General features: G+C 45.7%; 23 protein-coding genes. 13 read left to right on the top strand and 10 right to left on the bottom strand.

Going from position 1 to position 25,986, the window contains the following annotated elements:
• Positions 1–274 precede the first annotated feature (274 nt).
• A complete protein-coding gene (locus QN395_RS18795; RefSeq protein WP_322117804.1) occupies positions 275–1,222 on the bottom strand; it encodes a bifunctional helix-turn-helix transcriptional regulator/GNAT family N-acetyltransferase in 948 nt (315 codons plus the stop codon).
• A gap of 646 nt (positions 1,223–1,868) precedes the next feature.
• Between QN395_RS18795 and QN395_RS18790 the strand changes: the two genes are divergently transcribed.
• The 3 genes from QN395_RS18790 to QN395_RS18780 all read left to right on the top strand — a co-directional run bounded on the left by QN395_RS18790 (position 1,869) and on the right by QN395_RS18780 (position 4,301).
• A complete protein-coding gene (locus tag QN395_RS18790; protein ID WP_323492718.1) occupies positions 1,869–3,203 on the top strand; it encodes a cyanophycinase in 1,335 nt (444 codons plus the stop codon).
• A 209-nt stretch (positions 3,204–3,412) separates the two neighbouring features.
• The gene (locus QN395_RS18785) at positions 3,413–3,715 is read left to right on the top strand and encodes a hypothetical protein (protein ID WP_323492719.1); all 303 of its coding nucleotides are present in this window, start codon (positions 3,413–3,415) and stop codon (positions 3,713–3,715) included.
• A 28-nt stretch (positions 3,716–3,743) separates the two neighbouring features.
• A complete protein-coding gene (locus QN395_RS18780) occupies positions 3,744–4,301 on the top strand; it encodes a GNAT family N-acetyltransferase (RefSeq protein WP_322117807.1) in 558 nt (185 codons plus the stop codon).
• 173 nt (positions 4,302–4,474) lie between these two features.
• Here the strand turns inward: QN395_RS18780 and QN395_RS18775 are convergent, their stop codons facing one another.
• The 4 genes from QN395_RS18775 to QN395_RS18760 all read right to left on the bottom strand — a co-directional run bounded on the left by QN395_RS18775 (position 4,475) and on the right by QN395_RS18760 (position 7,453).
• Entirely contained in the window at positions 4,475–4,894 is a 420-nt protein-coding gene (locus QN395_RS18775) for a DUF2177 family protein (RefSeq protein ID WP_322117808.1), read from the bottom strand.
• Positions 4,895–5,166: 272 nt separating this feature from the next.
• Positions 5,167–5,664, bottom strand: coding sequence for a pyridoxamine 5'-phosphate oxidase family protein (locus QN395_RS18770; RefSeq protein ID WP_322117809.1), 498 nt, complete (start codon positions 5,662–5,664; stop codon positions 5,167–5,169).
• A gap of 282 nt (positions 5,665–5,946) precedes the next feature.
• Positions 5,947–7,011: a hypothetical protein gene (locus QN395_RS18765; protein WP_322117810.1), complete on the bottom strand. Its 1,065-nt coding sequence runs from the start codon at positions 7,009–7,011 to the stop codon at positions 5,947–5,949.
• Between the two features lie 115 nt (positions 7,012–7,126).
• Complete coding sequence (locus QN395_RS18760) at positions 7,127–7,453, bottom strand: hypothetical protein (protein WP_322117811.1); 327 nt, start codon at positions 7,451–7,453, stop codon at positions 7,127–7,129.
• 526 nt (positions 7,454–7,979) lie between these two features.
• On the opposite strand from QN395_RS18760, the gene QN395_RS18755 reads away from it, so the two are divergent.
• The gene (locus tag QN395_RS18755) at positions 7,980–9,038 is read left to right on the top strand and encodes a hypothetical protein (protein ID WP_322117812.1); all 1,059 of its coding nucleotides are present in this window, start codon (positions 7,980–7,982) and stop codon (positions 9,036–9,038) included.
• A 50-nt stretch (positions 9,039–9,088) separates the two neighbouring features.
• Here QN395_RS18755 and QN395_RS18750 read toward each other — a convergent pair whose 3' ends face one another.
• The gene (locus QN395_RS18750; protein ID WP_322117813.1) at positions 9,089–9,553 is read right to left on the bottom strand and encodes a hypothetical protein; all 465 of its coding nucleotides are present in this window, start codon (positions 9,551–9,553) and stop codon (positions 9,089–9,091) included.
• A gap of 309 nt (positions 9,554–9,862) precedes the next feature.
• Between QN395_RS18750 and QN395_RS18745 the strand changes: the two genes are divergently transcribed.
• The 5 genes from QN395_RS18745 to QN395_RS18725 all read left to right on the top strand — a co-directional run bounded on the left by QN395_RS18745 (position 9,863) and on the right by QN395_RS18725 (position 15,724).
• Positions 9,863–10,282, top strand: a complete 420-nt coding sequence (locus QN395_RS18745) for a LiaI-LiaF-like domain-containing protein (RefSeq protein WP_323493121.1) — start codon at positions 9,863–9,865, stop codon at positions 10,280–10,282.
• Positions 10,279–11,007 (top strand): LiaI-LiaF-like domain-containing protein, encoded by a 729-nt coding sequence (locus QN395_RS18740; protein WP_323492720.1) that lies wholly within the window; start codon positions 10,279–10,281, stop codon positions 11,005–11,007. The genes QN395_RS18745 and QN395_RS18740 overlap by 4 nt, the downstream gene beginning before the upstream one ends.
• A gap of 169 nt (positions 11,008–11,176) precedes the next feature.
• A complete protein-coding gene (locus tag QN395_RS18735; protein ID WP_323492721.1) occupies positions 11,177–12,280 on the top strand; it encodes a sensor histidine kinase in 1,104 nt (367 codons plus the stop codon).
• Positions 12,281–12,292: 12 nt separating this feature from the next.
• Positions 12,293–13,036, top strand: coding sequence for a LytR/AlgR family response regulator transcription factor (locus QN395_RS18730; protein WP_323492722.1), 744 nt, complete (start codon positions 12,293–12,295; stop codon positions 13,034–13,036).
• Between the two features lie 507 nt (positions 13,037–13,543).
• On the top strand, positions 13,544–15,724 hold the full coding sequence (locus QN395_RS18725; RefSeq protein WP_322117818.1) for a S46 family peptidase: 2,181 nt from the start codon (positions 13,544–13,546) through the stop codon (positions 15,722–15,724).
• Positions 15,725–15,852: 128 nt separating this feature from the next.
• Here the strand turns inward: QN395_RS18725 and QN395_RS18720 are convergent, their stop codons facing one another.
• The 3 genes from QN395_RS18720 to QN395_RS18710 form a co-directional block, all read right to left on the bottom strand.
• Entirely contained in the window at positions 15,853–16,335 is a 483-nt protein-coding gene (locus QN395_RS18720; protein WP_322117819.1) for an SRPBCC family protein, read from the bottom strand.
• Positions 16,336–16,500: 165 nt separating this feature from the next.
• Positions 16,501–17,619, bottom strand: coding sequence for a HupE/UreJ family protein (locus QN395_RS18715; RefSeq protein WP_322117820.1), 1,119 nt, complete (start codon positions 17,617–17,619; stop codon positions 16,501–16,503).
• The gene (locus QN395_RS18710; RefSeq protein ID WP_323492723.1) at positions 17,619–18,857 is read right to left on the bottom strand and encodes a hypothetical protein; all 1,239 of its coding nucleotides are present in this window, start codon (positions 18,855–18,857) and stop codon (positions 17,619–17,621) included. Before QN395_RS18710 ends, QN395_RS18715 begins: the two co-directional genes overlap by 1 nt.
• Positions 18,858–19,187: 330 nt before the next feature.
• Here QN395_RS18710 and QN395_RS18705 point away from each other — a divergent pair, with 330 nt between their 5' ends.
• The 3 genes from QN395_RS18705 to QN395_RS18695 all read left to right on the top strand — a co-directional run bounded on the left by QN395_RS18705 (position 19,188) and on the right by QN395_RS18695 (position 22,839).
• Positions 19,188–19,412: a hypothetical protein gene (locus tag QN395_RS18705; protein ID WP_322117822.1), complete on the top strand. Its 225-nt coding sequence runs from the start codon at positions 19,188–19,190 to the stop codon at positions 19,410–19,412.
• A 353-nt stretch (positions 19,413–19,765) separates the two neighbouring features.
• Positions 19,766–21,796 (top strand): UvrD-helicase domain-containing protein, encoded by a 2,031-nt coding sequence (locus QN395_RS18700; protein WP_322117823.1) that lies wholly within the window; start codon positions 19,766–19,768, stop codon positions 21,794–21,796.
• A gap of 197 nt (positions 21,797–21,993) precedes the next feature.
• Entirely contained in the window at positions 21,994–22,839 is an 846-nt protein-coding gene (locus tag QN395_RS18695; protein ID WP_322117824.1) for a type II CAAX prenyl endopeptidase Rce1 family protein, read from the top strand.
• Positions 22,840–22,877: 38 nt separating this feature from the next.
• On the opposite strand, the gene QN395_RS18690 is transcribed toward QN395_RS18695, so the two are convergent.
• Positions 22,878–23,507: a GNAT family N-acetyltransferase gene (locus tag QN395_RS18690; RefSeq protein WP_323493120.1), complete on the bottom strand. Its 630-nt coding sequence runs from the start codon at positions 23,505–23,507 to the stop codon at positions 22,878–22,880.
• 274 nt (positions 23,508–23,781) lie between these two features.
• On the opposite strand from QN395_RS18690, the gene QN395_RS18685 reads away from it, so the two are divergent.
• Entirely contained in the window at positions 23,782–25,683 is a 1,902-nt protein-coding gene (locus tag QN395_RS18685; RefSeq protein ID WP_323492988.1) for a diguanylate cyclase, read from the top strand.
• The last annotated feature ends 303 nt before the right edge of the window (positions 25,684–25,986 follow it).

Here is a 25,986-nt window from a genome sequence, read left to right as displayed (position 1 = left end):
AAAAGCATCATTTTATTTTTTAAAAATTCAACCTTTGCTGAAACGGCTCTGATTAAGGCTGTCATGCAAAGGTCTCAATTTGTTAATTGTGCTCAAGCGGAATCGATGATTGCTATAGCTTGCAAGTTGCCAACATGCCAGCACGAAGCCTTAGGTTAAGTCTGAGTTACATTTTATAAAAATGATACTCATCGAGAAGATGTCAGCTACGTGGTGTATTTAGTAGGTATTAATCCGTGTTCATTTTTCCATGGCAACAGAGCGAACCAAAGAACTACTTCAACACAAAGCGCTGCTCTACAACTTCTTTACCCCATTGATTACCGATACACTCCTCCACCAATACAAAGCCAAATTTTTCATAGAGCCGGCGCGCGCTATCCAATCCTTGAAATGTCCAGAGGTGTACTTCCGCGAAATTCTGTTTTTTACAAAACGATATCGCTACATTCAAAAGTTGATAACCAACACCTGCGCCACGTAAGTTATCGTCTACGATAAACCAGCGCAGATGTGCCAAGTTTTGTCCGAGATGCTCTCCATCTATGGCGATTGATCCTGCAATTCGCCCTGAGTCCAGCGCCACCCACAGACCGTTCTGCGGGTTAGTTAATCGGGTCATAAATTCTGCAATGCCGGTCGCTACCTGGCTTTCAAAAAATTGCCCGAAGCCGATCAACGATGAGTAAAAAGATGCATGCATTTCTGTTACCCGACCAATTACGCCGGGTAAATATCCCTGCTTAATTGTAATGCCTTGATTTGATGTTGCTGAGTTACCTAGCCGGCTATTCTCCAGCGCCGCCGCATAAGTCTGTAAGCCCTGCGATATTGTGCGTTGCTGATAGTCGCTGAGCTGATCGATAGCGCTGGCGACCTGTCGCTGAGCAAACGTATTGATCGATGCCAAAGTACGTTTGCCTTGTGGAGTTAAATTTAATAGTTTTGCCCGGCCATCATTGTCGCTAATCGTTTCTTTCAATTCGCCTGCTTCTAATAATTTTCGGATCATCCGGCTAATACTGGATTTCTCTAAATTCAGTACGTCTGCAAGTTGCGCCGCCGTCAGGGTGCGCTCTTCACCGATCTCTACCATCGCATGGACTGCGGACGGTTGATAGTTGGTCGCAGCAAGAGTTATTTGCATGAACCCGAGTTCACGCACCATTTTCCTAGACGCTTTACGAATCGGATCAATATGGGAATGATCAGAATTGGGCATGCTCTCGTCCTAGGATATAAAGTTGTATTGTACAACTAAATTAGTTGACGTCAGGAAAAGGCAGAAAAGTCGAAAAGGCCGAAAAAGTAGGGAAGCGATGCCGTCTCATTTTGACGACGGTTACAAAATAGTTTTCAGCTAAAAGTCTCATTTTTGAAAATTTCGCCGGGTATTTTCAAATAATCCGTCTTGATTGCAACAGCTTTGCTCCGTCAATTTTTACATATCACTATCTGTTTTCCTGCTAAACCGTATTTTTTTACTTGCCTGTTTCATCGCATTTGATGAAAAACTCCTCTTTAAATTAGTAAAATAATTTACATAAATATAAATTGTGTAAATTATTTTCCGTGCCTATGATGTTCTTACAGTTTTCTCCCAGCTTAGCGATCACTTGGCATTTTTTAGGTTATCGATCATCAGGCGCATATCAAATGGATTTCAAGTAAGTGAAAACTGGTTCTGTGCAGATGGGCAGGTTGGTCAGACGGTAGCAAGACGGCGGACTGGTCCTAAGATTTTTGTTGTAATAAGTAATGGGTAATAGGCAATGGGTAATAGGCAATAAGCAATAAGCAATTGAATTCATGTTGTTGAAAACAGATTGACGACATTTGATCGTCATCCAACTTTTAGGAAAGCAAAAATGAATAAAATGTTTTTGGGATTAACGATCAGAATGCTGACTTGTGCCGGCTTATTAGCGACACCTTTTACGACGCATGCCGCCAAGGTTTTTATGATGGGCGGTGCGACAGCAGAAACCAATAATGAAATCTATGCCGGATTGCGCGCATCTACCTCGCGCAACTGGACGCCTAACACCAGCATCTATACCAATTGCGTGACTGATTGGAATACGACAACTTGCCCGAGAGTTGCCGTCGTCACGGCATCGGCAGATACCGCTGCCTCCGGTGACAACGTGTATAACAATGATGATGCGACGACCGGTGCGCTGAGTTACATCAAGCTATTCCAAAAGCATGGTTTTGCTCCAAAGCATATCACTGCGCATGCGGATAATTACACCAACGATTCTTATTCTGGCAATGCAGTAGGAAACGCTAATATCGCCATCATTAATCAGGCCGACGTGGTGTTTTTTAATGGTGGTGATCAGTCGCGTGCTGCCAGAACTTTTTTAACTAATAGTGGCGCTGATACGCCATTGATGGCGGCATTGCGCACTCGTGTCAACAATGGCAGTCTGGTGATTGCAGGTACATCGGCAGGCACCATGATTCAGGCAAATCCTATGATGGGCGAGGGCGTTGCCTACGGTGTTTTGTACTTCAACGCCAACTTTGCACCTAAGAGTGTTGGCAGCGCGACCGGTTTAAAAGATGACCGCAGCGGTACCAGTTCACTCGCTTATTTAGAAAATGCCGGCACGATGACAGGCTTTGGATTTTCTGGCACCAATGTCGCAGTCGATACCCATTGCAATGCTCGCGGACGCGTCGCCCGCTTGCTGGCAGGGATGAGAAATACCTCAAAAACGCAAGGTGTTTGCGTGGATGAGGATACCGCTATTTATCTCAATGGCAGTGCCGCAACGATCTACGGTACCAACGGCGTGAGCGTTGCCGATACGGCCAATGCGATCTTCCCAACGGCCTCGTATTTTAAAGTTACCGGCGCACAAATTACCTACCTGACCAGCGGTGACGCCTATAACTTTTCGACTAAAACAGCGACCAGCAGCAAGAGCCTGATTACACGGCCTTACAATGCAACCTACTATGACTCGGCTGCGATTTTAGACCCGAACGAGATTACTAAATCATTGACCTGGATCGTAGACAGCACCACGGCTTATAACGTCGGGACTGCACCCAAACCAGTCTATACATCGGGACCAACTTACCCGTCCAGCGCGATTGCGTACAAAATTAAGTTCTACAAAGATAGCAATACCAAAGGCTATTACAGCAGCGGAAAATATAGTGCTGTCAGAGTATTGGTCGATATTTATTGAACCTACTACGTTGAATGAAAAAGCCGCTGATGTTGAGTCAGCGGCTTTTTTATTGCTCAATTTCCTCGGTATATTTTGTATATCGTTGTAGTATCGTTTATTTAGTGCGAACATCAAATACTGGCTTAATCTCTTATTTTATAATGAAAAGAAAACCTCGAAAGACTATAGTCGTCGTCATTTTTTTAGGCTTGATCACAGCCGGAATTATGCTGACTCCTTTTGGTTGTTCCGTGATTGGTGGTCGATGGGGGAGCACTTGTGTTTCCCCTCTATGTGATTATTTTGGCGATTGTGGTCAGTGGGCTGCGCCAATGATTAATTGCGATACTTTGCCGCTGCAAACATATAAAGCGCGAGTGCATTTTTTGTTTGGGCGGCCATGGCGTGTTAGTGGCAATACTGAATATTGGGCTTTTGAAAAAGTGCCAGTATTTCCGAAAATCACGTATAGCGATGCGCGTGTTAGGCATGTCGCTTGTCTGAAGACGCCTGAGTTGTCAGTCGAATAGACAGACCAATATTTTTATTAAGGATTCTATGCCCTCCTTCGACCAACTTACGCTACAAACTGAACGTTTACTACTGCGTCCATTTAAGTTAGACGATGCTGCCGACTTGCTGTCGATTTTTTCTGATCCGCTTATCACAAAATATGGCATTACTTTGCCATGGACAGAGTTAGAGACTGCGCAAAAAAGGATACAGCGTGATTTAAAAGAAATGCCTGTGGGTGACAGTTTGTGTTTGGCGATAGTGCGATTATCTGACAATCAATTATTGGGTGACTGTTCGCTTTTTCATTTCTCTGAACAATGTCGCCGTGCCGAAATTGGTTATGTCTTGAAACATGCAGCCTGGGGGCAGGGCTATATGCAAGAGGCTTTGCTGGCATTGATTCAGTATGGATTTTCTGAACTTCGGCTCAATCGTATTGAGGCGGATATTGATCCCATGAACCTGGCATCTGCCAGATGTCTGGAGCGACTTGGCTTTAAGCTGGAGGGCATGTTGCGCGAGCGCTGGATTGTGGCCGGCGTTGTGTCAGATTCGGCTATGTATGGCTTGCTTGCGAGTGACTGGGCTGCGCGTAGTTAAGCGTTGGAGCTTGCTGATCAAGGCATGAATTCTATAGTGATAGAGTGGTGTTATTTGTATACTCCTGCGGTGTATGTATTAGTCGTCCATATAAAGTTTGGTCAATCAGGCATATTTATGGAAAATTAGGGGGAGTATATTCATTTCTGACAAGGATAAGATTTATCTCTACGTCAGTTTGAGTTGAAAAACCTTGTCGCATAATATCCTGCCGATCCCGCCGCTGCGCTGACACATGCGCCCCAGATGATGTCGATGACGGTGAGTGTTGGAGACCAGCCTTTTAAGGTGGCAAGATTGCTGAGGTCGTAGGTGCCGTAGGCAACAATACCCAACAGGCCACTCATCAGTACAGCGGTCAGCCAGCTTTGTTCACGTACGGCTGGCATGATGGCGAATACCAGCAAGCCAAGCAGATAAACGAGATAAAAAGTGGCAGCCGGAATCATCTTGGGCTCGGCCAGCATCAGCGGGCCGAGTTGAGATTGATAAAAGTTCTTGGCTACGATCGTAAGCCAGATAAAATCGAGTACGCAAAATACTACTGCCGCGACCAGATAGGCAACAAGGTAAGTGTTAAACGATTTTGTCATGACAGTAGAGGATGGTTAGGTTAGGAGTGTTCGTTAGACTAACTCAATTTAGCCGAAATTTTCGATTACGATTCGAGATAATGAGGGATGCACTTTTCGTGTAGTTTTGATGTGAGTTTGTTGTGAGTTTGCTCTGAATAAGACGCTCATGGCGAGCCATGAGCAACTAATAGTGTCAAAAATGACCAGAAACGCGTGGCCAGCACGTAAATAGCACTACTGGCTTGCCTAATACATTCACTCCTAAGCATCAAGAATCAGCAGTGTTGATCTCAAAACTGAAGTTTGGCGTGTTCACCTAAATTCTGTTGATGTTCACCGGTAATCGCCGCTTTGGCCATCTGATATAGCATATCCATTTTATTCGTTTTGCTATCCCAAATCTCTGCCAAGTGGATATGCAATTTGATCAAAGAGAGTTGCGGATCATCCAGGCCGGATGGAAACCATGCCGCGACTTGGGATGTCCACAACTGTTTTTCTTTGGCTTGGTCTTTGACTAGTTCGACCGTACCGGCAATCGCAATGTAGAGATTGTCAGATGGATCTGCAAAGCTGACGTTGGTCTTTGGATGGCGCGTAAGATCTAAAGCCAGTTGAGAATTGCTGGACACAAAAAACCACATAATGCCATCGTCATCCGTCGCTTGAGCAGTCATTGGACGACTTGATAAACTCAGGTCTTCGTTGATCGTTGTCATCATGCAGAAATGAATATGCTCGATTTTTGAACGTAAGGTTTGAATAGAATTGCTGTTATCTGACGACATGATCATTCTCCTGAATTAAGAATGATTAACGATATAGCAGGTAACGGGATGGCTCTGTGCGGTATCACACACCGGCGAGCTTAGCATGCATATTGATAGGTCTTACGCAAAAAAGGAAAGCCACTTGCGGCCTCTGTGTCTCTGTGCGTTTGTGGTGTGGGGTTTTAGTTTTTGCGTAAGTCCTATCGATTAGAAAGCGCAGGATATTCGACTTAGGAAAACGCTATCGCCATGACGAGACGTGAACAGGCCGCTTGAGCGATAGCGTGACTAAAATAGTGGTTAGATAAAGTCTTGCTCGGATTCCCGCTTCAGTCTGCGTACTACTTCCCAATCTAATTCGACATCACGTTTTTTTTCTAACGCGTCGATATTTTTGATTTTTTTGCCTTCTACAAATTTACCGGATAACAAGTGGCGTGGTTTGGTTGGCGCAGAGACAAATCCGTGGCTTTCCCAGAGCGATCGGCGCAGGGTAGTGCCCGCCAAAATACCATAATCGTCACCGCTGCTGACACCTTTTTCTGCGACGACGGATTCGCCTGCCTTGATGTATTTGGCCGCGTAGATAGTGGCTTTGGTGGCAATCCAGCGGCCGCAATGGATTTCGCCGTTCAGGCTGCTAATTTCACCGCTGGCGCGTAATGTGCCCCAGGTGCTGATGTCGCCATGGCAGACAATCGCGCCGGTTTCCAGATTGCCCTGGCAGGTAACATTGCCTGCGAATAGCGTGCCGGTGACAGTGATGTCGGTTTCGCTAAATACTTCACCTTTGCAATTGGCGTCGCCTGCGATCAGGACTTCGCTCGCGCTTAAATGACCGCCGATATATTGGACCTCAATCACATCAAAGACATCATCCAATTGCACGCTGCCATGACAATCCAAGACGTCGCAAGCCAGATAGCCGAGCGCTTGGATGTCGCCAAAGCCACCAAAAATTTCATGATGCGCATCACGTTGCAGAATAGAAGGATGGACTAATTTGTCCATATAGCTGCTGCCGTCCTTGCTGGCTTTGGCTTGATCAAGTTCCAGCATGCGCGCCATCCATTCGGCATTGCAACCTGTCTTGAGTAAAAATTCGACTTCGATATCGCCGCCGCAATCGAGTGCCTGGCCGACATACAGCGATTGAACCTGAATATTGCCTGTCACAGTAATTTTGCCAAGGCAAAATACTTCTTCTGCCTGCAGATCACCGTCTACCAGCAAGTCACCGCCGACGATGAGTTGTGTTGCGATCAGCAAATCGCCCTGAATATGCACATCGCCTGTGCTGGCAAATTGCTTGCGCTTAAGACGTTTAGCTTGAAAAGGCGCGGGTGTGTTTGACTTGGTAGACATAGTAGTTTCCAGTGGAGGGAACGCGGTGCGTCCGAGAATGAAGTCGCTATTATCCTCGGAGCTTGGCTTGCCGGGGAAGTTTAACTGACGCGATGCTTGATTGACCAAGCAGAAGCTATATTTTGATACTGAAGTTTTGTAGTTGCTCGTCGTCCTCATGACGACGAGAGGTTTTGCGACGGATTATTTTGGCGCGGGTATCAAATAAAATCGCTACCGAGGATGGCGCGCGCTCGGTCTGGCGGCGGTCGTTGCCACGGCGGCGATCTTCTCCACTGCGGGCGCCATTGACAGAAGCAGGTGTCGCATTGCTCACGGGTTGGTCATCTGGTTTTACCTTCTGTGGAGCTTCGTCATCAGATTGCGCAACGGTTTCATAGCCCATATGACGTGTATCAGCGGGAATGACTTGGTTGACGCGAGGAAATGAAAAGAGTTTCATACAAATTTGCTGAGTGTTATCTGTGACGTGCTGTATCAAGTAGTTTTAATCTAGTTAAGCTAAATAACGGCAAAACCTGCGCTAACTTAAATTAGCGATCAATTTTCTATAAGCGTGATTAAAAAATATATTTAAATGAGCAAGTTGTTGGGTGTTCTCTTGTTATTAACTAAGTGTCATTAACCAAGTGTCATTGACTACGCTAAAGAAAAAAGAGCATTTTGATCATTGATGCCAGCCGTGAAATATCGAAAATCGGTACATGACCGACTTTAAGTTGTGAGCAAAACTAAGTGCATTGTCAATGTCGATTACAATGCGCTAGCGCAAAACCAACCGAAAAAAGTACGGCAAAAAACTCAGTGGCAGACCGCATGACTCTCACGTAATCGATGTGTAATCGACGTGTAATCGACGTGTGATCGATGTCTAATTGATTACGGTTGCTATCCGGTTCATTTGTGCCCGCGTATTTTTTCTGTTTGATAAGCGCTCCTTGCTACCCATTTTTGTAACGATGTACATCATGCCAATGAACTCCCCAGATAATCCTCAAATCCACAGCGTTTTGCCAGAGTCGGCGATAGCAATGGCGACCAAAAATATTGCCGATATTTTGTCAATGGCGATGGAGCATCAGCTCGCACACAAAGCTCTGATCGTCGCTGATCGGGGCTGCGGTTTGTCTTTGGCGCTGAGTGAGGCGTATCGACGTTGTTTACCAGACGCACAGTTCATTGATTTTGATCAGGTAAGCCCGGAAGAGATCCATGCCGTGTTTGAGACTCTAGCGCCATCCGATCTGGTGGTGTTGGTACAAACTACCAGTTTCCGTCTGGATGCCTATAGGGTAAGGGTCGAGTTATTTAAGCGTGGTTTAAAAGTGATTGAGCATGTGCATCTGGCGCGCTTGTCGGCTGCTGAGGCATTGATTTATATCGATAGTCTGGCCTACGACCCTGCGTATTTTCGCGGCGTCGGTCGGGCACTAAAAGATAAGATTGACCGCGCTGGCAGTGCGGTGGTCGAGAGCGGCGAGGGCGCACGTCTTGTATTTGCTTCGCCATTAGAGCCCGCTAAATTGAATATTGGCGATTACACTGGCATGACCAATGTCGGCGGCCAGTTTCCGATTGGCGAGGTATTTACTGAGGCGCAAGATTTAGAAGCGGTTAGTGGTCGCGTGAGAATTTTTGTATTTGGCGACAGTAATTTTATGGTCAACAAACCAGCGCACCCGATTACGCTGGTCGTAGAAAAAGGCCGGGTCATCGACGTCATTGATTCCACGCCCGAGTTTGATGAGGTCTTAGCCAGTATCCGTGCTGCCGAGGGCGAAGTCTGGTTACGTGAATTGGGATTCGGTATGAACCGGGCATTTTCAGCAGATCGTACCGTATGCGATATCGGCACTTACGAACGCATGTGCGGTATTCATTTATCGCTTGGTGCAAAACATGGCGTATACACCAAGCCGCAACTCAAGCGTAAAGATGCGCGTTTCCATGTCGATGTTTTTGCCGTAACCAATGCCGTGTTATTGGATGACGAAGTTGTCTACCGTGATGGTGCGTGGCTGGCGTAATTGGTGGGTTTTGTAGCCGCTAATTTGGATGTGACTATCAAGGTCGGCTATCAGGTTCGTGTATGGCGCAGCAATAGCAAAATGCGCTTATGAATATTCAGTATCCTTCTGCTCCATAAACGATTGTCATGCGCCTTAAACGCATGTAAAGAGCGTAAGTCTTTAATCTTGTCGTAGATACTCTCGATCAATTTGCCCGTGGGCTTGCCTGCCCATGTGGCGAGATCACTTTTCTCTATACCCTCGTAGCTTGGAATGTCGTGGCGCTGGACTGAATCAAAATCAAATCCGCTAGCGTTCAGACGATCAAACACTGTTGTTGAGAACGACGGGATGACATCGGCTGGCGGCACATGGTCTTGTACTACCCTAAAACATAAGCGGGAATTTTCTTTAATCTCTTCAATCAGGGCACGGACGTCGCCTTTGTTTTTCGCACTGACATCTCTGAACCATTGCATAGCTTTGGCAGCGGTAGAGATGACGTTGAGGAAGGGCAGTAGATTTTCTATCATAGGGATTACAAGCGGTCGCTGTCAGTATCGCGCTAGCTTACGTAAAGTTGAATTCCTTGTCTATCCGTTACGCTTAGATTTTCCACTTTGACTAGGATGACTTCTCAGAAGCGTAGATCGGATGCCTTGTTCTGCGTCATTCACCGATGTTTCGCTATTGACCGAACGATCACTGCTATTGGCCGAAATCAGGAAGACATTTTTCCCCACATCTATTATCTTGAACATGTCGACGCAGCAAGAGCAAATTGATTAAAAAATATAGTGGGTCTGTACAAAGTACGATCCGTTCATTTTAATAAGGGAGTCATGATGAACTCTGATATTTCGCAAGCTAGTATTCAACAATACAGAAAACAACGTCAACGTAAATCGGTGATCTGGGGATTGGTATTGATCGCAGTCGGTACTATTTTTTTATTAGAGCGGCTGGGGTATGTTGATTTGCACCCTTACATCGGCGAAAAAATTCGCTGGTGGTACGGCTGGCCACTGGTGATCGCTATCGTTGGTTTGGTTGAGGCCTTAAGTGCCACTATGCTGGTGCAGGTGATTAAAGGGATCTCGCAAATAGCCATAGGATTGTGGCTGTATGTTTGTCTGACTCAACTCTGGGACTGGACATTTCAAACCAGCTGGCCGATTATCCTCATCATTTTTGGCGTTACTTGGGTCGCTACCGGCATAACGAATTTGTCAGAAAAATCAAATAAGGAATCACAATCATGAACCAGTCACATAATCAACGTCGCGTCTTAATTGGCGCTATCGTTATCATCTTTGGTGTGTTGGCGTTGGTAGACAACTTACATTGGTTTAACGCTCGCGACTATATTCAATTCTGGCCCATGTTATTCATTGCTTTTGGTGTTTTAAAACTGTCGCAGACGCGTGCTACTTCAGGCTATATCATCGCTGGTGGATTAATTGCCGCCGGAGCGTTGATGACATTATCCAACCTTGGTTTTATTATTTTCCGGATGCGTGACTGGTGGCCGTTGTTTATTATTGTGGCGGGCCTCGCGGTCGTCTTCAAGGGTGTACGCAAAGACCGCTTTAGCGACAATAATAGTGACCAGCTTGGGGATAATACCAATACGGGATTATCTGGTTTGAGTAGCATGGGCGATAGCAGTATCGACGCAATCGCTGTCATGAGTGGCAATAATATGAAGGTCGTATCACAAAATTTTCGGGGTGGTGAAGCAACCGCGATTATGGGTTCAGTAGAGATCGATTTACGCCAGGCATCTATTCAGTCTGAAGCAGTCTTGCAAGTCTTTGCTGTCTGGGGAGGCATCTCTTTAAAAGTACCTGCTGATTGGACCATTGTCAGTAATGGCATACCGATTATGGGCGGGATTGAAGATAAAACTATTCCTCCGATGACGGCGACCAAACGCTTGGTGATTGAAGGTTATGTCGTAATGGGTGGCGTTGAGATCAAAAATTAATTTATATTTATATAGATGAGGACTTATGCAAAATTTCGCTAGCAAAGTGCTGCAATGCAGTTAGGGCAGTTTTGCGTAAGTTCTATAAACGTAATTGGCTGTATTTATTAGCTCTATTTTTTAGCTCTATTTTTTAGCTTTATTTATATCAAGCACACCGATTAGACCAATGATAAAACCAATAGTCTCTAGCATGCGTAAGTTGATGTGGTATCTGATGGCATGGCTATTGGCTGGCGTGGTGATTGCTGCCTTATTAGTGACAATGGCAAATATTAGTTGGGGAGCAGGTCTTGGGTTTGCCATCCCGGTTAGTTTGATTTATGGCTTTGTCGCTGCTTCTGCATTCTATGTTTGCCGCTCTTTGCCTTTTGAAAAGCGGCAATTTCTTTTGACGCTGGTGATTTTTGGCGGCGCGTCATTGTTGTCTGGATTGATGTGGCTATTGCTCTGCTACGCATGGAATTATTTGGCGCAAGCAATACGTCATTCATTTTTATATGGTGCAGATACAGATAGTAATTTGACTGTAAATTTGATCGTAATAACGCAGCCGATGTCAGTCATGCTGTTTGTAGCTGGTTGTGGTTTTTATTTGCTTTCTATCTTAGTGCATGACGTTCTGATTGCACTTGACAATATGCGCCTGGCAGATCGCCGTGCAGCAGAGTCTCGGGTACAGGCACGTGATGCAGAGTTGCAGGTTTTACGGACACAAATCAATCCTCATTTTTTGTTTAATAGCCTGAATTCAATTAGCGCTTTAACTTCGATTGATCCAATTGCCGCTCGTACGATGACTTTGGAGTTAGCGCAATTTTTTCGTCAGACTTTGGCTTTGTCGGAAAAAGAACAGATTCCCTTAACAGATGAAATCAGCTTATGTCGGCATTTTTTAGCGATAGAAAAAATCCGCTTTGGTAAAAAATTGCAAAGCGATATTCAGGTTAGCGACACTGCGCAAACGGCATTGATACCGCCTATGTTATTGCAGCCTTGTATTGAGAACGCGATCAAACATGGTATCCGTGATTTGACCGAGGGTGGGACTATTACACTACGCGCAATGACAAGAGGTGACTGGTTACATGTCACGATAGAAAATCCTGTTGATATCAACCCAAGTACGACCGTAGGAAATGGCTTAGGCTTAAAAAATAGTCAGCAACGCTTACGTTCTTTGTATGGTGAAAAAGCGCGTATCAGTTGGACAAGAAATACAGAATTCTTTATCGTAGAAATAGCGATACCACTTAGTATCGTCAATCTTTAAAAATACTAAAAAATGATGAATCCTATAAATGTATTGATCGTTGATGATGAGGAATTAGCGCGATGCTTGATCCGGGAATATCTGCGCGCGCATCCAGATATTGTCATCGTAGGTGAGGCAGAGCACGGACTTGATGCGGTGAAGCAGATTAACGCGCTTAATCCTGATTTAATATTTTTAGATATCCAGATGCCTAAGCTGACTGGCTTGGAAGTGCTGGAGCTGACGGGCAGACAGGCTGGGGTGATCTTTACTACCGCTTACGATCAATATGCCCTTAAGGCATTTGATCTACATGCGATTGATTATTTACTCAAACCATTTTCACAAACACGATTTGATGAGGCCCTTGCGCAGGCACGTAAATCAATCGCGCAACTGGTCAATCCGCAAGCCACCGCGATCCAGCAATTGCTGTCAGTGCCGGGCAAACTACTGGACCGTATTTTGATCCGTGACCGAACTCAGGTGCATGTTATTCCCGTAGATAAGATGGAATATGTAGAAGCGCAAGATGACTACATCAGTATTGTCAGCGACGCAAAATCTTACCTGAAGACGCAATCTCTGTCGGAGCTGGAAGCGCAGCTCGATCCGAAAAAATTTGTGCGGGTGCATCGTTCATATTTAATCAATATTGAACAGCTGAAAAGTATAGAACGTAGCACCAAAGACAGTCATGTTGCGATCATGCGCTCTGGCAAACAGATTCCGATCAGCCGGACTGGTTATGAACGTATCAGGCAGATTATGTAAACAGGCCATGTCAGCAGATCATGCAAATTAAATGACACAAAAATCACAATTACTTAGGGCTAATTGAAATAGATAATCACTAAGTTCTGGCGCAAGAAGGCCTTAGTATGTTGCGTAAAACTAACGGGCGATCTTGGATGGTAATCGATTATTGTGTCGCATTTACGCACTTTGCCAGCGCTAACAATCGACGAAAAACGATCTAAAAATTGACAGTCGCTACTGATAATTTTTGGTCGCCTCAGATGGAGTATTTTTTGAATAGTTCACTTTTTTCTCAAAAAAACATAAAAAACAATGTTTTTTACCTCCCGCAGCGATAAGTCTTTTGCTCGCATTTCATTATCGCTTTTTATTCGCTAGTCCCATCCTAAAAAACAAGTAAAGAACTTGTAAGCAATTGTATTGACTTCATTCCATGACGATCAGATACTGCAATGCTATGAAAAAGAGACCCTCTTTTTCAGTCTATTTCAATAACGATCCCATAAAGATTCTGAGACTCCGATGAAAAAATCACTCGTATTATTTACTGCGCTGACAGCATTGAGCAGCGCTATCAGCGTTGCTTACGCCAACGAAGGCATGTGGATGCCGCAACAATTGCCAGCCATCGCCAAGCAATTAAAAGCGGCTGGCTTAAAGCTTGATCCTGCCAGCTTAACTAAATTGACTGAGTTCCCTATGGGCGCGATCGTTAGCTTGGGTGGTTGCTCCGCATCGTTTGTTTCAGATCAAGGTCTGGTGATTACTAATCACCACTGCGCTTACGACAGTATTGCCCGTAACTCCACACCAGAGCGTAACTATCTGGCTAATGGGTTTTTGGCAAAGACAATGGCGGATGAACTCCCGGCATCCCCAGGCAGCCGGGTTTTTGTGACCAAGGATGTCAAAGATGTCAGTTCTAAAATTATCAGTCCTGAGGTCGCTAAATTAGTCGGTAAGGCGCGAGTAGATGCGATAGAAAAGAATGAAAAAGCATTAGTAGCAGAATGCGAAAAAGATGTCGGCCATCGCTGCAATGTTTATCCTTACTATGGTGGCTTAGAGTATTACCTGATCAAGCAATTAGAAATTAAAGACGTGCGCCTGGTACATGCACCAGCCGAAGGTGTAGGTAAATTTGGTGGTGATACCGATAACTGGATGTGGCCACGTCACACCGGTGACTATAGCTTCTTGCGTGCTTATGTCAGCAAAGACGGCAAGTCAGCAGAATTCAGTAAAGATAACGTCCCATACAAGCCTACACACTATCTGCGTCTGGCTAAAGAGGGCGTGAAAGAAGGCGACTTCGTCATGGTAACTGGTTATCCGGGACGTACCAATCGCCATCGTTTGCCTTCAGAAGTTGCTTATACATTCGACTGGAACTATCCAGCCTATGTCAAAGCCTCTGGCGAACAACTGGCTGTGATCGAACGTGAAACCAAAGATAGCCCGGACAAAAAATTGAAATACGCTGGCATGGTTGCAGGCGTTAACAATTACTATAAAAACCGCCAAGGTATGTTGGATAGCTATGCCGGTAGTGATTTATTAGCCCGCAAGCAAAAAGAACATGCGGACTTGAAGACATGGATCAATGCTGATGCTGGTCGTAAGCAAATGTATGCAGCAGATATCGACGCGATCGAAAAACTCATCTCTGAACGTGATGCAGAAAACCGCCGTGACTTCTTGCTAGCCTATTCTTCACCTCGTTTGTTAGCTTCTGCACGTAGCATGTATCGCCTGGCAAATGAGTCAACCAAGCCAGACGCAGAACGTAAATCTGGTTTCCAGACACGCGATCTGCCACGCTTTAAAGCGGGTGTCGCCGCGGTAGATCGTAGCTATGATGAGACCGTTGATAAAGCATTGGTACTGAACTTCATGACTAAGTACGCAGCGCAAGCGAGTAAAGACCGCAATGCGAATTTTGATGCTGCCGTTGGTATTAAAGATGGTATGAAAGAAGCCGACATTAAAGCTCTATTAGATGCAATGTATGCGGGTAGCAAACTGGCGATCAAAGAAGAACGTGCGCCTTGGCTGGAACGCAAACCAGATGATTTCAAAGCTAGTAATGATAGTTTCATCAAAGCTGCTGTTGCGATGTATGACGAAAGTCTGAAGCGTGAAGCACGTGACGAAGAGATGGCTGGCAAAATTCAGCAAGCCTATGCAAACTACATGAAGGCAAAAATCGCTTTCATGAATAGCAAAGGTCAAGCGGTTTATCCTGATGCTAACAGCACTTTGCGCGTTACTTTTGGTAAAGTCGCTGGTCGTCCATATGGTGTTGATGGCACAAGTTGGACCGCCTTTACCAGCCTGCATGGTATCGAGAAAAAAGCGACTGGTACTGGCGAGTTTAATGCCCCACAAAACCAATTGGATGCAATCAAATCCAGCAAATATGGTGCCGACAGCAAATACTATGATGCCAAGTTGAAATCAGTGCCGGTCAATTTTATGGCGACATTGGATATTACAGGCGGTAACTCTGGCTCTGCAGCATTGAACGCTAAAGGTGAATTGGTTGGCTTGGCATTTGACGGCACTTTAGATTCCATCATCTCTGACTGGGATTTCAACGATGCAAACACACGCGATATCCAAGTAGATTTGCGCTATGTATTGTGGGAAATGAAAAACGTTGATAAAGCCGATAACCTGCTGAAAGAATTACGCGTAGAGTAATTAGCTAAAGTAATAAAGAAAAAAGACGCCGTTCTTTGAACGGCGTCTTTTTTTATTTCTATTCAGACTAAAACAGCAACTGGTAGCACGCGTAGTGTCAATGAGTCGCGATATTCAACGACAAAAACTTATGATGGCAATGCGTTCAGCCGTCCGGCTTCTGCCATTTCTCTTATAACGCGTATCGTATCAATATCCGCTTCCTGATAAGCAGAGCGGCGATATTCGTTGTACATCTCATTCGCGATATCTTCTTCCGCGCTATGACCATCGTCATATAAAAAACGCACGAATAAAGCATCCGGCGAGGGTTCTTCAATCTTCATTAATAGCGACGACTGAGGAATATCCTTCTGCGCTGCTACGTCATACAACACCGAATCAAGTTCGACAAAACGAACCTCATCGCTAATCACTAAATCGCCATAACGCAGACTACGTGAGAATCCGTTTGTATTGCGTGCAGTGATCGTACTCTCATCAAGGTAAGGCACAAATAACTTGGGAGACTCGGCGCGCAACACCAAGCCACGCCACAATTGTTCGCGCGTAATGACATCGTTCAACGGATTAAGTATGTCGTTGATTTCTACTAAGTGTTCAAATTTCATATGCAAATTCCTTGTGGACAGCGCTTAGTTTACTCTGCTTCTAAACCAATTGCCACGCAAGCGAGTCGAGCCTACTTTTGGGTTTGACATTGAGTTTCAAATTCAGGCGATTTATGCTGCGATGAAAGGCAGCTTATTTGTCTGGTCAAATCTAACTCATGTAAATCACAAAAACTTCATATCAAACGCACGCTCTATGAACCAGATCGCTGCCAGAATCGCGATGACGACCGAGCCACCAATCAAGATCAGGCGACGATAAAACCAGCTTGTTCTTAATGCAAATGCGATGGGTAAAAATGCGGCAACAATCGCTAACTGACCACCTTCAACGCCCAAATTAAATCCGACCAATGCCAGGATCAAGGCACCTTGCGGCAATCCAAGATCAGTCAACACACTGGCAAATCCGAATCCGTGTATCAATCCAAATAAAAACGCCATGACCCAGCGTCGTTCCCGGAATAGAGGATAAATATTATTTAGTGCCGCGATGACGACCGATGCTGCAATCGTCGATTCTACCCAGCGCGATGGCAAACTAATGACGCCTAATGTTGCCAGCGTCAGCGTGATGGAATGCGCCAGCGTAAACGCCGTAACGATTTTTAATACCGACCAAAATGCTGGCTTAAAAGCGCTGACGGCCTGCCATTTTTTATCCTGGCGGAACACCACTGCTGGTAGGAGTAAAGCTAACAAAAATAGAATGTGATCAAAGCCGATCCAGATATGCCAAACACCTTCTCGGGCATAGTCCAAAAATTGTTTAAAGCGACTGACTTCACTGAGCTTGAATTCCTGAGTTGCTTTATCCGGACTAAATATCGCGGTACTGGATTGCCCTTGATAATCGAGCCGCAACAAACCCTTGTGCTGGGGATCAATATCAAAAAACAGATTGTACTTAGCTTGCAGTACGCTGATGGGCGTAGGACATTCTGCTTTAAAGCGCATCACTGCATAAGCACCATCTGTATGATCATCGACCAAATGTTCTGTTACTTGTATCGGGCAATCCTTGCCTTGCGCTGAGACGTGCAAGCGTGACATGGCATAGGCTGCAATCTCCGTATGTTTGGCACGAACCTCGCCCCAGGTAATTTCGGCATCACCATTGGCGTCCAGGCCAATCGCAAAATCTAAATCGCGCAGGGCGATATCCCATTGTCCGATGATGGAGCTGTCCTTCACGCTCAGACTAAGATAGCTGTCGCTGGGTTTGTGGGCAGATGCGGTCAGAGCAAAAAACAGACCGGCTAACAAGAGAATTAAGCGTTTCATCAATGAGCTACCTGCATTGCTTGTAGTTGTTTTAATTGCTGACCCAGCTTGATTAAATAAGCGTCTTCTATGTGACTGCTATCGAGCCACTGCAAAACAGCTTGAGCCGCATTGGGGTCTTTGAGTGCTAAGGCGGATTCCAAAAAGATGCGCGCATCACGTGGTTCTAATTGGACTTTCCAGTTTTCTTGCGCCAGAGCCAGTGCTTTTTTAGGGTTGGCTTTTACCTGCAGTTCGAATCTGGCTTCTTCTTGTTGGTGTACTGTGTCGCCCCTTAGCTGCGCTGCGACATAGCGTGCTGTTAATATGGATTCACTTTCTTTTGCTTCCGGCATATTCAGAATTCGCTCAGCAAATACCAGGCGCAGCAATAAGTTATCCGAACGAATTTTGTCTTTTAACAGCGTGACCACTTCGGTAGGGCGTTTCTGGTCTAACAGAAAATCCGCATACGCCGCGAGTAGAAATGTGTCTTGAATACCCAGTGCCAATGCTTGTTTGAAATGTGCTTCAGTGCGTTCAATTTTCCCTTGCCTCTGACTTAGTTCGGCAAGTCGTATCAGTACCCACAATTGTAGATCGGGCGCGACCTTATCTCCGTCGCTTTGTGCGTCTTTTAAAGCATCGTTAAAAGTGGTGTTTAAGGTATCGTAGGCGCTGGCTAATTTCCCGGTTAAACCATCAACCATGGTTTCGCAGCCGACTACGATCAAATCATTGGTTAGTCCATCCAGCGCGCGGCAATCGGATCTAGCCAAATCATATCGGGCCTGAACAATTTCAATCACCGCTCTCAGCACACGAGCTTGAGGATTTTTTGGATCGCGTGCGATTGCCTTATTCAGATCCGATGTCGCACCAGAAAAATCGTGGCGGAATTGCAACAGCCCCGCGCGTAGCACCTGGACATCGATTGGCGGCTCCGGCATATCCCACCAAGGCTTGAGCGCAGCCTCCGCATAGCCTAGATAACGCGGATCGCCTTCTTCAGCCACCATTCCATAATAGCGACGCGCCAGTTTGACGGCGACCTCAACATTCTTTGGGTTGCGCTGCAACTCAGCACGCATCTGCGCCAGCTCACGTGCCACAGGATCATTGGGCTTAAATGGTAGTCGCTCCAGCACGGTCGCGTCATTGGGCGGGATGTGCGCTGCTGAAAATGCTGTTGTTGCAGTGCAAAACAAGAGACTTAAAATGAGTAGCTGACGTGGCGCAAAATGGGTAAAAGAGGGCATCGGACGATCCAAAAAATTGGGTGTGACTGCAAAGTGCCATCGATCGCGCATCATAGCAACAAGACTACAGGCATGCAATTTGACTGAAGCGACTTTGAATATGAACAGAACTTAGGATTGGGTAAATACGCTTGATTGTTGATTAAATTAGAGTACGACTTTCGGGTCAAGACCAGTTCGCCAAAAAATAGATAAATCTTTTTTAAAATAAATCGTCAACCACTTATAATTAATTTGCGTTAAGGGTACAGGTTCATGTGAATCGTAGATGTAGAAATTAGTAATTTTGATTTTAATTAACAACAACAGTTCTAATTACAGGGGTATAAAATGAAGAAACTCATCGCTGCTTTGGTTACTTGCTTATTCGCCGCATCCGCTTTCGCTGCTTCCCACACGGCTGCTCCTTCAGCATCTGCAATGGCATCTGCAATGGCATCTGCACCAGCCGCTTCTGCTGACGCTTCTGCGCCAAAAGCGAAAAAAATGAAAAAAATGAAAGCAAAAAAAGCTGATGCGTCCGCATCAGCAGCTGCACCAGCCGCATCTAAATAATTTGTAAGCTGTATTCGGGCAGAGCGGGTTACTCCCTCTGCTGCGGTTGGTAATTGTCTTTTTATGAGCCTCCTCTTTTTGCGAAGATGAGGCTTTTATTTTGACTTTTGACCTTATAATTTTATTGTTTTTCTTGCATTCTGCTCCTCTGTCATTTCAAGCGTACGCTTGCAAGGCGCCTGGCAGTCCATGAAGTATTGTTTGATTGCCGTCGGTGCGTGGCTACGTCCATACGGCAGAATGATTGAATACAGCTACAATAGCGCCTGCCCAGATATCTGCTGACCATCCTTCAGATATACCAATTCGGCGCTGCTGCTCCGCTTTACATCACCTCAAAGTACATTCAACTCATGTCCCACGGCCTTAACCAACCCCAACGCGATGCAGTCAACTATATGGACGGCCCTTGTCTGGTGCTGGCGGGTGCGGGATCGGGTAAGACACGGGTCATTACGCAAAAAATCGCCAACCTGATCGAAAAGCATGGCTATGATCCCAAGCACATTGCCGCGCTGACGTTTACGAATAAAGCCGCGCTAGAGATGCAGGAGCGCATTGCTAAGATTTTGCAGGAGCCTAAAAAAGCTAAGCAACTTACAGTGTCGACTTTTCACTCTCTTGGCGTCAAAATTTTACGGCAAGAGGCGCGGGCCTTAGGTTTGAAGGACCGGTTTTCGATCATGGATAGTGATGATTGCTTTTCTTTGGTGCAAGACTTAGCAATCACGACAGATAAGCAATTGATACGCCGTATCCAGACCGCAATGTCGCTCTGGAAAAATGGATTGATCGATCCCGAGCTGGCAATCCAGCAAGCTCAGGATGAGGATGAGGCCACCGCCGCCCGGATTTATCGCAGCTATGTAGCGACCTTGTCTGCTTACCAGGCGGTTGATTTTGATGATCTGATCCGCCTGCCTGTTGAGTTATTCCGTACCAACGAACAAGTACGCGATAAATGGCAGCGCCGTTTGCGCTATCTGCTGGTGGATGAGTATCAGGATACCAATACCTGTCAGTACGAACTGGTTAAATTACTCGTCACCGGTATAGGTAAAAAACCGATGTTCACTGCTGTGGGTGACGACGATCAGGCGATTTACGCCTGGCGCGGTGCAACGATAGAAAATTTGAAGACGCTGGGCATCGACTTCCCCGATTTAAAGCTGATCAAACTGGAGCAAAATTACCGCTCCAGTACCCGCATTTTGCAGGCAGCGAATTCTGTGATTGGCAATAATCCTAAATTATTTGATAAATCGCTCTGGTCAGAACACGGCCTCGGTGATCCGGTCAAAGTCTTGGGTATGCAAGATGATGAGCAAGAGGCGGATCAAGTCGCCATCATGATTTCTGCCCATCGCTTTGAGCGTCGCGCCAAATGGTCGGATTACGCCATTTTGTACCGTGGCAATCATCAGGCGCGCGTGATTGAGAAAGCGCTGCGTAAAGAGCGTATTCCTTACACGATCTCTGGCGGGCAAAGCTTTTTTGATAAAGCGGAGATCAAAGATATTATTTCTTATCTGCGTCTGATCGCTAACGAAGACGACGACCCGGCCTTCATCCGTGCGATCACCACGCCCAAACGCGGTGTCGGTCAGGCTACCTTAGAGGTGTTAGGCGCATTCGCCGGACAATGGCAATGCTCCTTATTTGAAGCCGTATTCAAAGGTGGGATAGAGGCCAAACTGACGGATCGCCAGCTCACGCCTTTACGTGATTTCTGTACCTTCATCAATCAGGTTGAAGCACATGCGCACCGCGAAACCCATGCCGGAACCTTGCTCGACGATTTGATGAAAGAGATCAATTATGAAGGCTATCTTTACGACAGTTTTGATGATCGTGCCGCGCAAGCCAAATGGCAAAATGTGCTCGATTTCACCAACTGGCTCAAAGAAAAAGGCAGCGGCGGCAAAGAAGGTACCGACGATCATCGCAGCTTGTTGGACTTAACCCAGATGGTCGCATTGATGACCATGATGGAAGGTAAGGATGAAGATCCCGATGCCGTCAGAATGTCCACCTTACATGCATCCAAGGGGCTGGAGTTTCCCCACGTGTTTTTGGTTGGAGTGGAAGAGGGCATCTTGCCGCATAAAGGCGACCCTGATGCGCCGGTAGAAACCATCGCCGCCCGTATCGAGGAAGAACGTCGTCTGATGTACGTCGGCATCACCCGCGCTCAGCGCAGTCTGCATATCACCTGGTGCAAAAAGCGCAAACGTGCTGGTGCGCCGGTGCATTGCGATGTCTCCCGCTTTATTAAAGAGATGAAATTAGACGAGGGTGATGCCGTGCCGACCGAGGCAGAAACGATCACGCCGCAAAATCGTCTGGCGAATTTGAAAGCCTTGTTAAGTCGTCCAAAAGAATAAAATTGAGAGATATTTAAGCCGATTTAAATATACTCCCCATTATTTTTATAGAAATAGCCTTATTGTCCAATGATTATATGGACAACTTAAATATACTAATAGGGAGTAATATAGTTTGAAGATTCGTTTAGCAGGCAAAGAATACCGTGCACACTTGAGGATTGATTTTATTTCCATCTGATGAAAACTATTTTGAAATGACGAATCAGACCGACGATAAGCTAGTTTCGGTTGACGGGCAAAGTACAGAGCAGCAAGCAGTACAAGGGGTGATTGAGCAAGCATTCATACCAATATCGCCGTCAAACCCGTCAAACTCAGCAAACGGCTTGCATCATTATTGCAAAACCGAGTTACAAGATTTCTGGCGATTTATTAAACGTCCTACCCGCCGTTTGCAACCATCATTAAATGCCGGAGGACGCTGGCAGAGGCTAGCTTTTTTTCTATTCCTGAGTGTGTTGTTCTACCTGATTTATATGGTCACGATAGGTTGGGCAATTGATGCGCTGACGAGTATCACCTCAGATTTAGATTTCTCTAATTTAAAATTATTTGCCTTTGCCGCATTGATCATAGCGCCCATTTTGGAGGAATTAATTTTCCGTCTTGGGCTTAGAAATGCGACCTACACCTTATTTTTCGGACCTATCTTAGTGACGATTTTTTCGGGCAGTTTTTTCGTCACGCTGGGATTGACGGCTGTGATCGTTTTAATGGCGTTGGTGTTTGAAATTCAAGAACGCTATCGAACTAGAAATGGAAAATCGGGGCATAATTTTTATCTAGGACGCCAGTTTATCCAGGCTTACCCTAAGGTATTTTGGCTATATGCATTTGCTTTTTCGTTCGTACATATTGCCAACCACAGCTTTGACGATGCCTCTGGGTTTCTGGTAGTTTTTGCTGTTATCCCACAATTGGTATTGGGTATTTTTCTTGGCTACTTACGCTTACGTGATGGCATTACCAGCGCGATGAGCCTGCATTTTTTGAACAATCTGCTGGCAGCTAGTCTGATTTTTATTTCGCCAGATTCTTAAGCGAAAATCTCAATCGACATCAGACTGAATGATCGCGATTAGTCTGCCTTATTGGTTTTCCTTGCTTCCCTTACTTTCCAATCCGCACGCGATATTGCATACGTAGCCGTGTCCATATCGTTCCAGCGCTCAATGCCGCGGTACTGCATGCCAAGTTTTTTCATGACATTGGCAGATCCGACATTATCCTGATCACAGATTGCAAACAGTGAGTCGCCGCCGATCTGATCAAAGGCAAATTCTGCCATCCGCTGCGCTGCCTCGGACGCAAAACCTTGGCCCCATTTATCTTGCCGCAGGCGCCAGCCAATTTCTAAAGGATTTGCGGGATCACGTCCCAAATACTGTATGCATCCAGCACCGATAAGCTCGTTAGTCTTCAGCTCAATAAAACTCCACCAGGAAAAGCCAAATTCGATCCAGCGTACTTTGATGCGTTCAATCATTGCGATTGTCTCTTCGCGGGTTTCGGGTTTGCCGGTGATATAGCGCATGACTTCCGGATCACTGTTCAGGCGGAAAAGACCATCAAGATGGTCATCATTTAAAGGTTCCAGGCGCAGACGTTGGGTAGTGAGTATGCTCATATTCAGTCGGATTAGATTAGGACTTGCGCAAAACTGCCCTTGCTGCGATGCAGTGCTTGTCATTCTAATTATCTCAGGCATGTTTGCTCCGAAAATAACATCTTGACGGAAATGTCACATGCATTAATATCATGATAAGCCCACCATATGATTGCTGTTTTATTTTTATGTAATTGTTGCCACCAATTTTAGTCAAACCGTGGAAATTTGTTGTTCTATAGCTTAATTCCTGCTTTGGTATATGATCAATTTCAGGCAAATAGTGACCGTAATTAGCTAGCTTTAGAGCTAGTCATTTATCTACCTATCCAGTACCCACCCCATAGCTATTGAATACTTCCAATACTAAACATTCATGAATCAAAGTCAGCCAAACAATAATGCCCGTCCTAACGCAGATCAGATTGATGATGGTAATCAACGTGTGCTGTTACTGTATCAAGCCTGTTTAGCAGAAATTGCAAAAAATGCACCGCTGGCTGAAACCCTTAGTCTGGTTACACATGGTATTGAAGAGCAATGCTCAGGATTGATTGCCACCGTTTTAGTGCTGACAGAGTATCATCAGCTTGGGATGGTGGTTGCACCCTCTCTGTCGCCAGCTTGCGTTGCTGCGATCAGCAAAATGACGGTTGGTATGGACCTACTAGGATGTCGCTGCAATGTGGTAAGTGCGCCTGATATTGAAACTCAAGCTGACGATCCATGTACATACACCAGCTTGTTCTGGAATAACTTACAAGTGTTGGCCGCGCAACACGAGTTGTTTGTCTCGTCAGCTTTACCTGTTGTTAACGGATCAGGTACCCTGATCGGGATGATTGCTTTGTTTGCAAAACATAGCGGCAGAATTTCTGTAGCCGATCATCACAGGATCTCTGGACTTAGTAGTTTAGTTGTCATCAGCATAGAGCGCCATCATGACCAACGCAGAACTATTGTAGCCAACGAGGCAATGAGACAGAGTGAAGCCAATATGAGCCGTATGGCATTGGCGATTGAGGGCAGTGCGACTGGCATCTGGGATCGCCATATTCAAACCGGAGAAATTCATTATTCGTCAGGCTGGAAAGCACTATTAGGCTACACCGAGTCAGAAATATCCAACCGGATTGAAGACAGCTATACCCGCGTTCATCCTGATGATCTGGCTTATGTGCAAGCAACGATCCGTGCTCATTTTGAAGGTAAGACCGATAGCTATGCAGTAGAACATCGCGTGCGCTGTAAAAACGGCAGCTATATCTGGGTTTCTAGCCGCGGTAAAATTGCGGTTCGTGATGCCGACGGTACCCCATTACGCATGATAGGTACCACTACCGATATCACAGCAATGCACCTGCTGTCAGACCGGCTGCAACACAGCGTTGATCTTGTCACCAATCTCACTAACGAAGTACCTGGATTGGCATATCAATATCAACAACTACCCAATGGCCCAGAACATTTTTCTTATGTCAGCGAAGGCATCAAGGATATTTATGAGTTGTCGCCAGCGCAAATCACGGATACAGTTGCGCTAGTCCATCAACTGATACATCCAGACGATTTTGGCGCTTATCGTGCTGCGATCGATGCATCTGCCAAAGACCTGCATCAGTTGCACTTAGAGTTTCGCGTTAATCTGCCGCAACAAGGGTTGCAGTGGCGTCAGATGGCGGCTCGTCCACGCCGCTTGCCTGACGGGGGCACCTTATGGCACGGTTTCATTACCGATGTCACCGAGCGTAAACGGCTAGAAATTGAGTTGCAGGCACTTGCCACTATCGATTTTTTAACTCAAATACCCAACCGTCGTTATTTTATGGGACGCATGGCAGAAGAGCTGGCGCGCGTTCAGCGCGCCGTTGGTAAACCATCGGCAGTGCTGATGTGCGACCTTGATCATTTTAAAAGTATCAATGACCGGCATGGGCACGCCGTCGGTGACCTTGTATTAAAACACTTCGCTAACATTTTGCGCGACGAACTACGCAAGAGCGACTCCGCAGGCAGAGTTGGTGGTGAGGAATTTGCCGTCGTCTTATCCGGTACCAGCATCTTAGATGCGAATGTGTTTGCCCAGCGCGTCCAAAAACAGTTGCATGACACTCCGGTCAACGCCAACAATCAAATAATTCCAATTACTGTTAGCATCGGTATTGCCATGATGTCTGCCAGTGACACCAGCCCAGATGCCTCGCTGTCCCGTAGCGACATGGCTCTGTACCTGGCCAAGGAAAGTGGCCGCAATAAGATTACGATTGCGGCAGACTAATTCGTTTTAGGCGATAAAAATATCGCTTTGTTAATGCATCTTCAAAGAAATTTAGCGGTCTATTAGAAAATCTGGGTTGAATATACTCCCCTACTTTTTTCTTAAAATAAGCCGGATGCCCAGACTTTGATTAGATAATTAAAACATATGGGTAGGGAGTAATTTTTTAATGCAGGCAGTTTGCAAGCATCCAGCTGCTACCGGTTAATTTTAAGCCCTGACATCCGAGCTTCTTGCAAAATACCCAAACCAGTAAAGTCGAGCATGGGTGTGGCCACTGTTGCGATTGGTTTTCTTGTTTGA

Source organism: Undibacterium sp. RTI2.2 (assembly GCF_035018705.1).
In the GTDB taxonomy this organism is placed as follows: Bacteria; Pseudomonadota; Gammaproteobacteria; order Burkholderiales; family Burkholderiaceae_D; genus Undibacterium.
The sequence above is the reverse complement of the archived record's forward strand: the minus strand, read 5'-3'. Positions and strand labels throughout refer to the sequence as shown.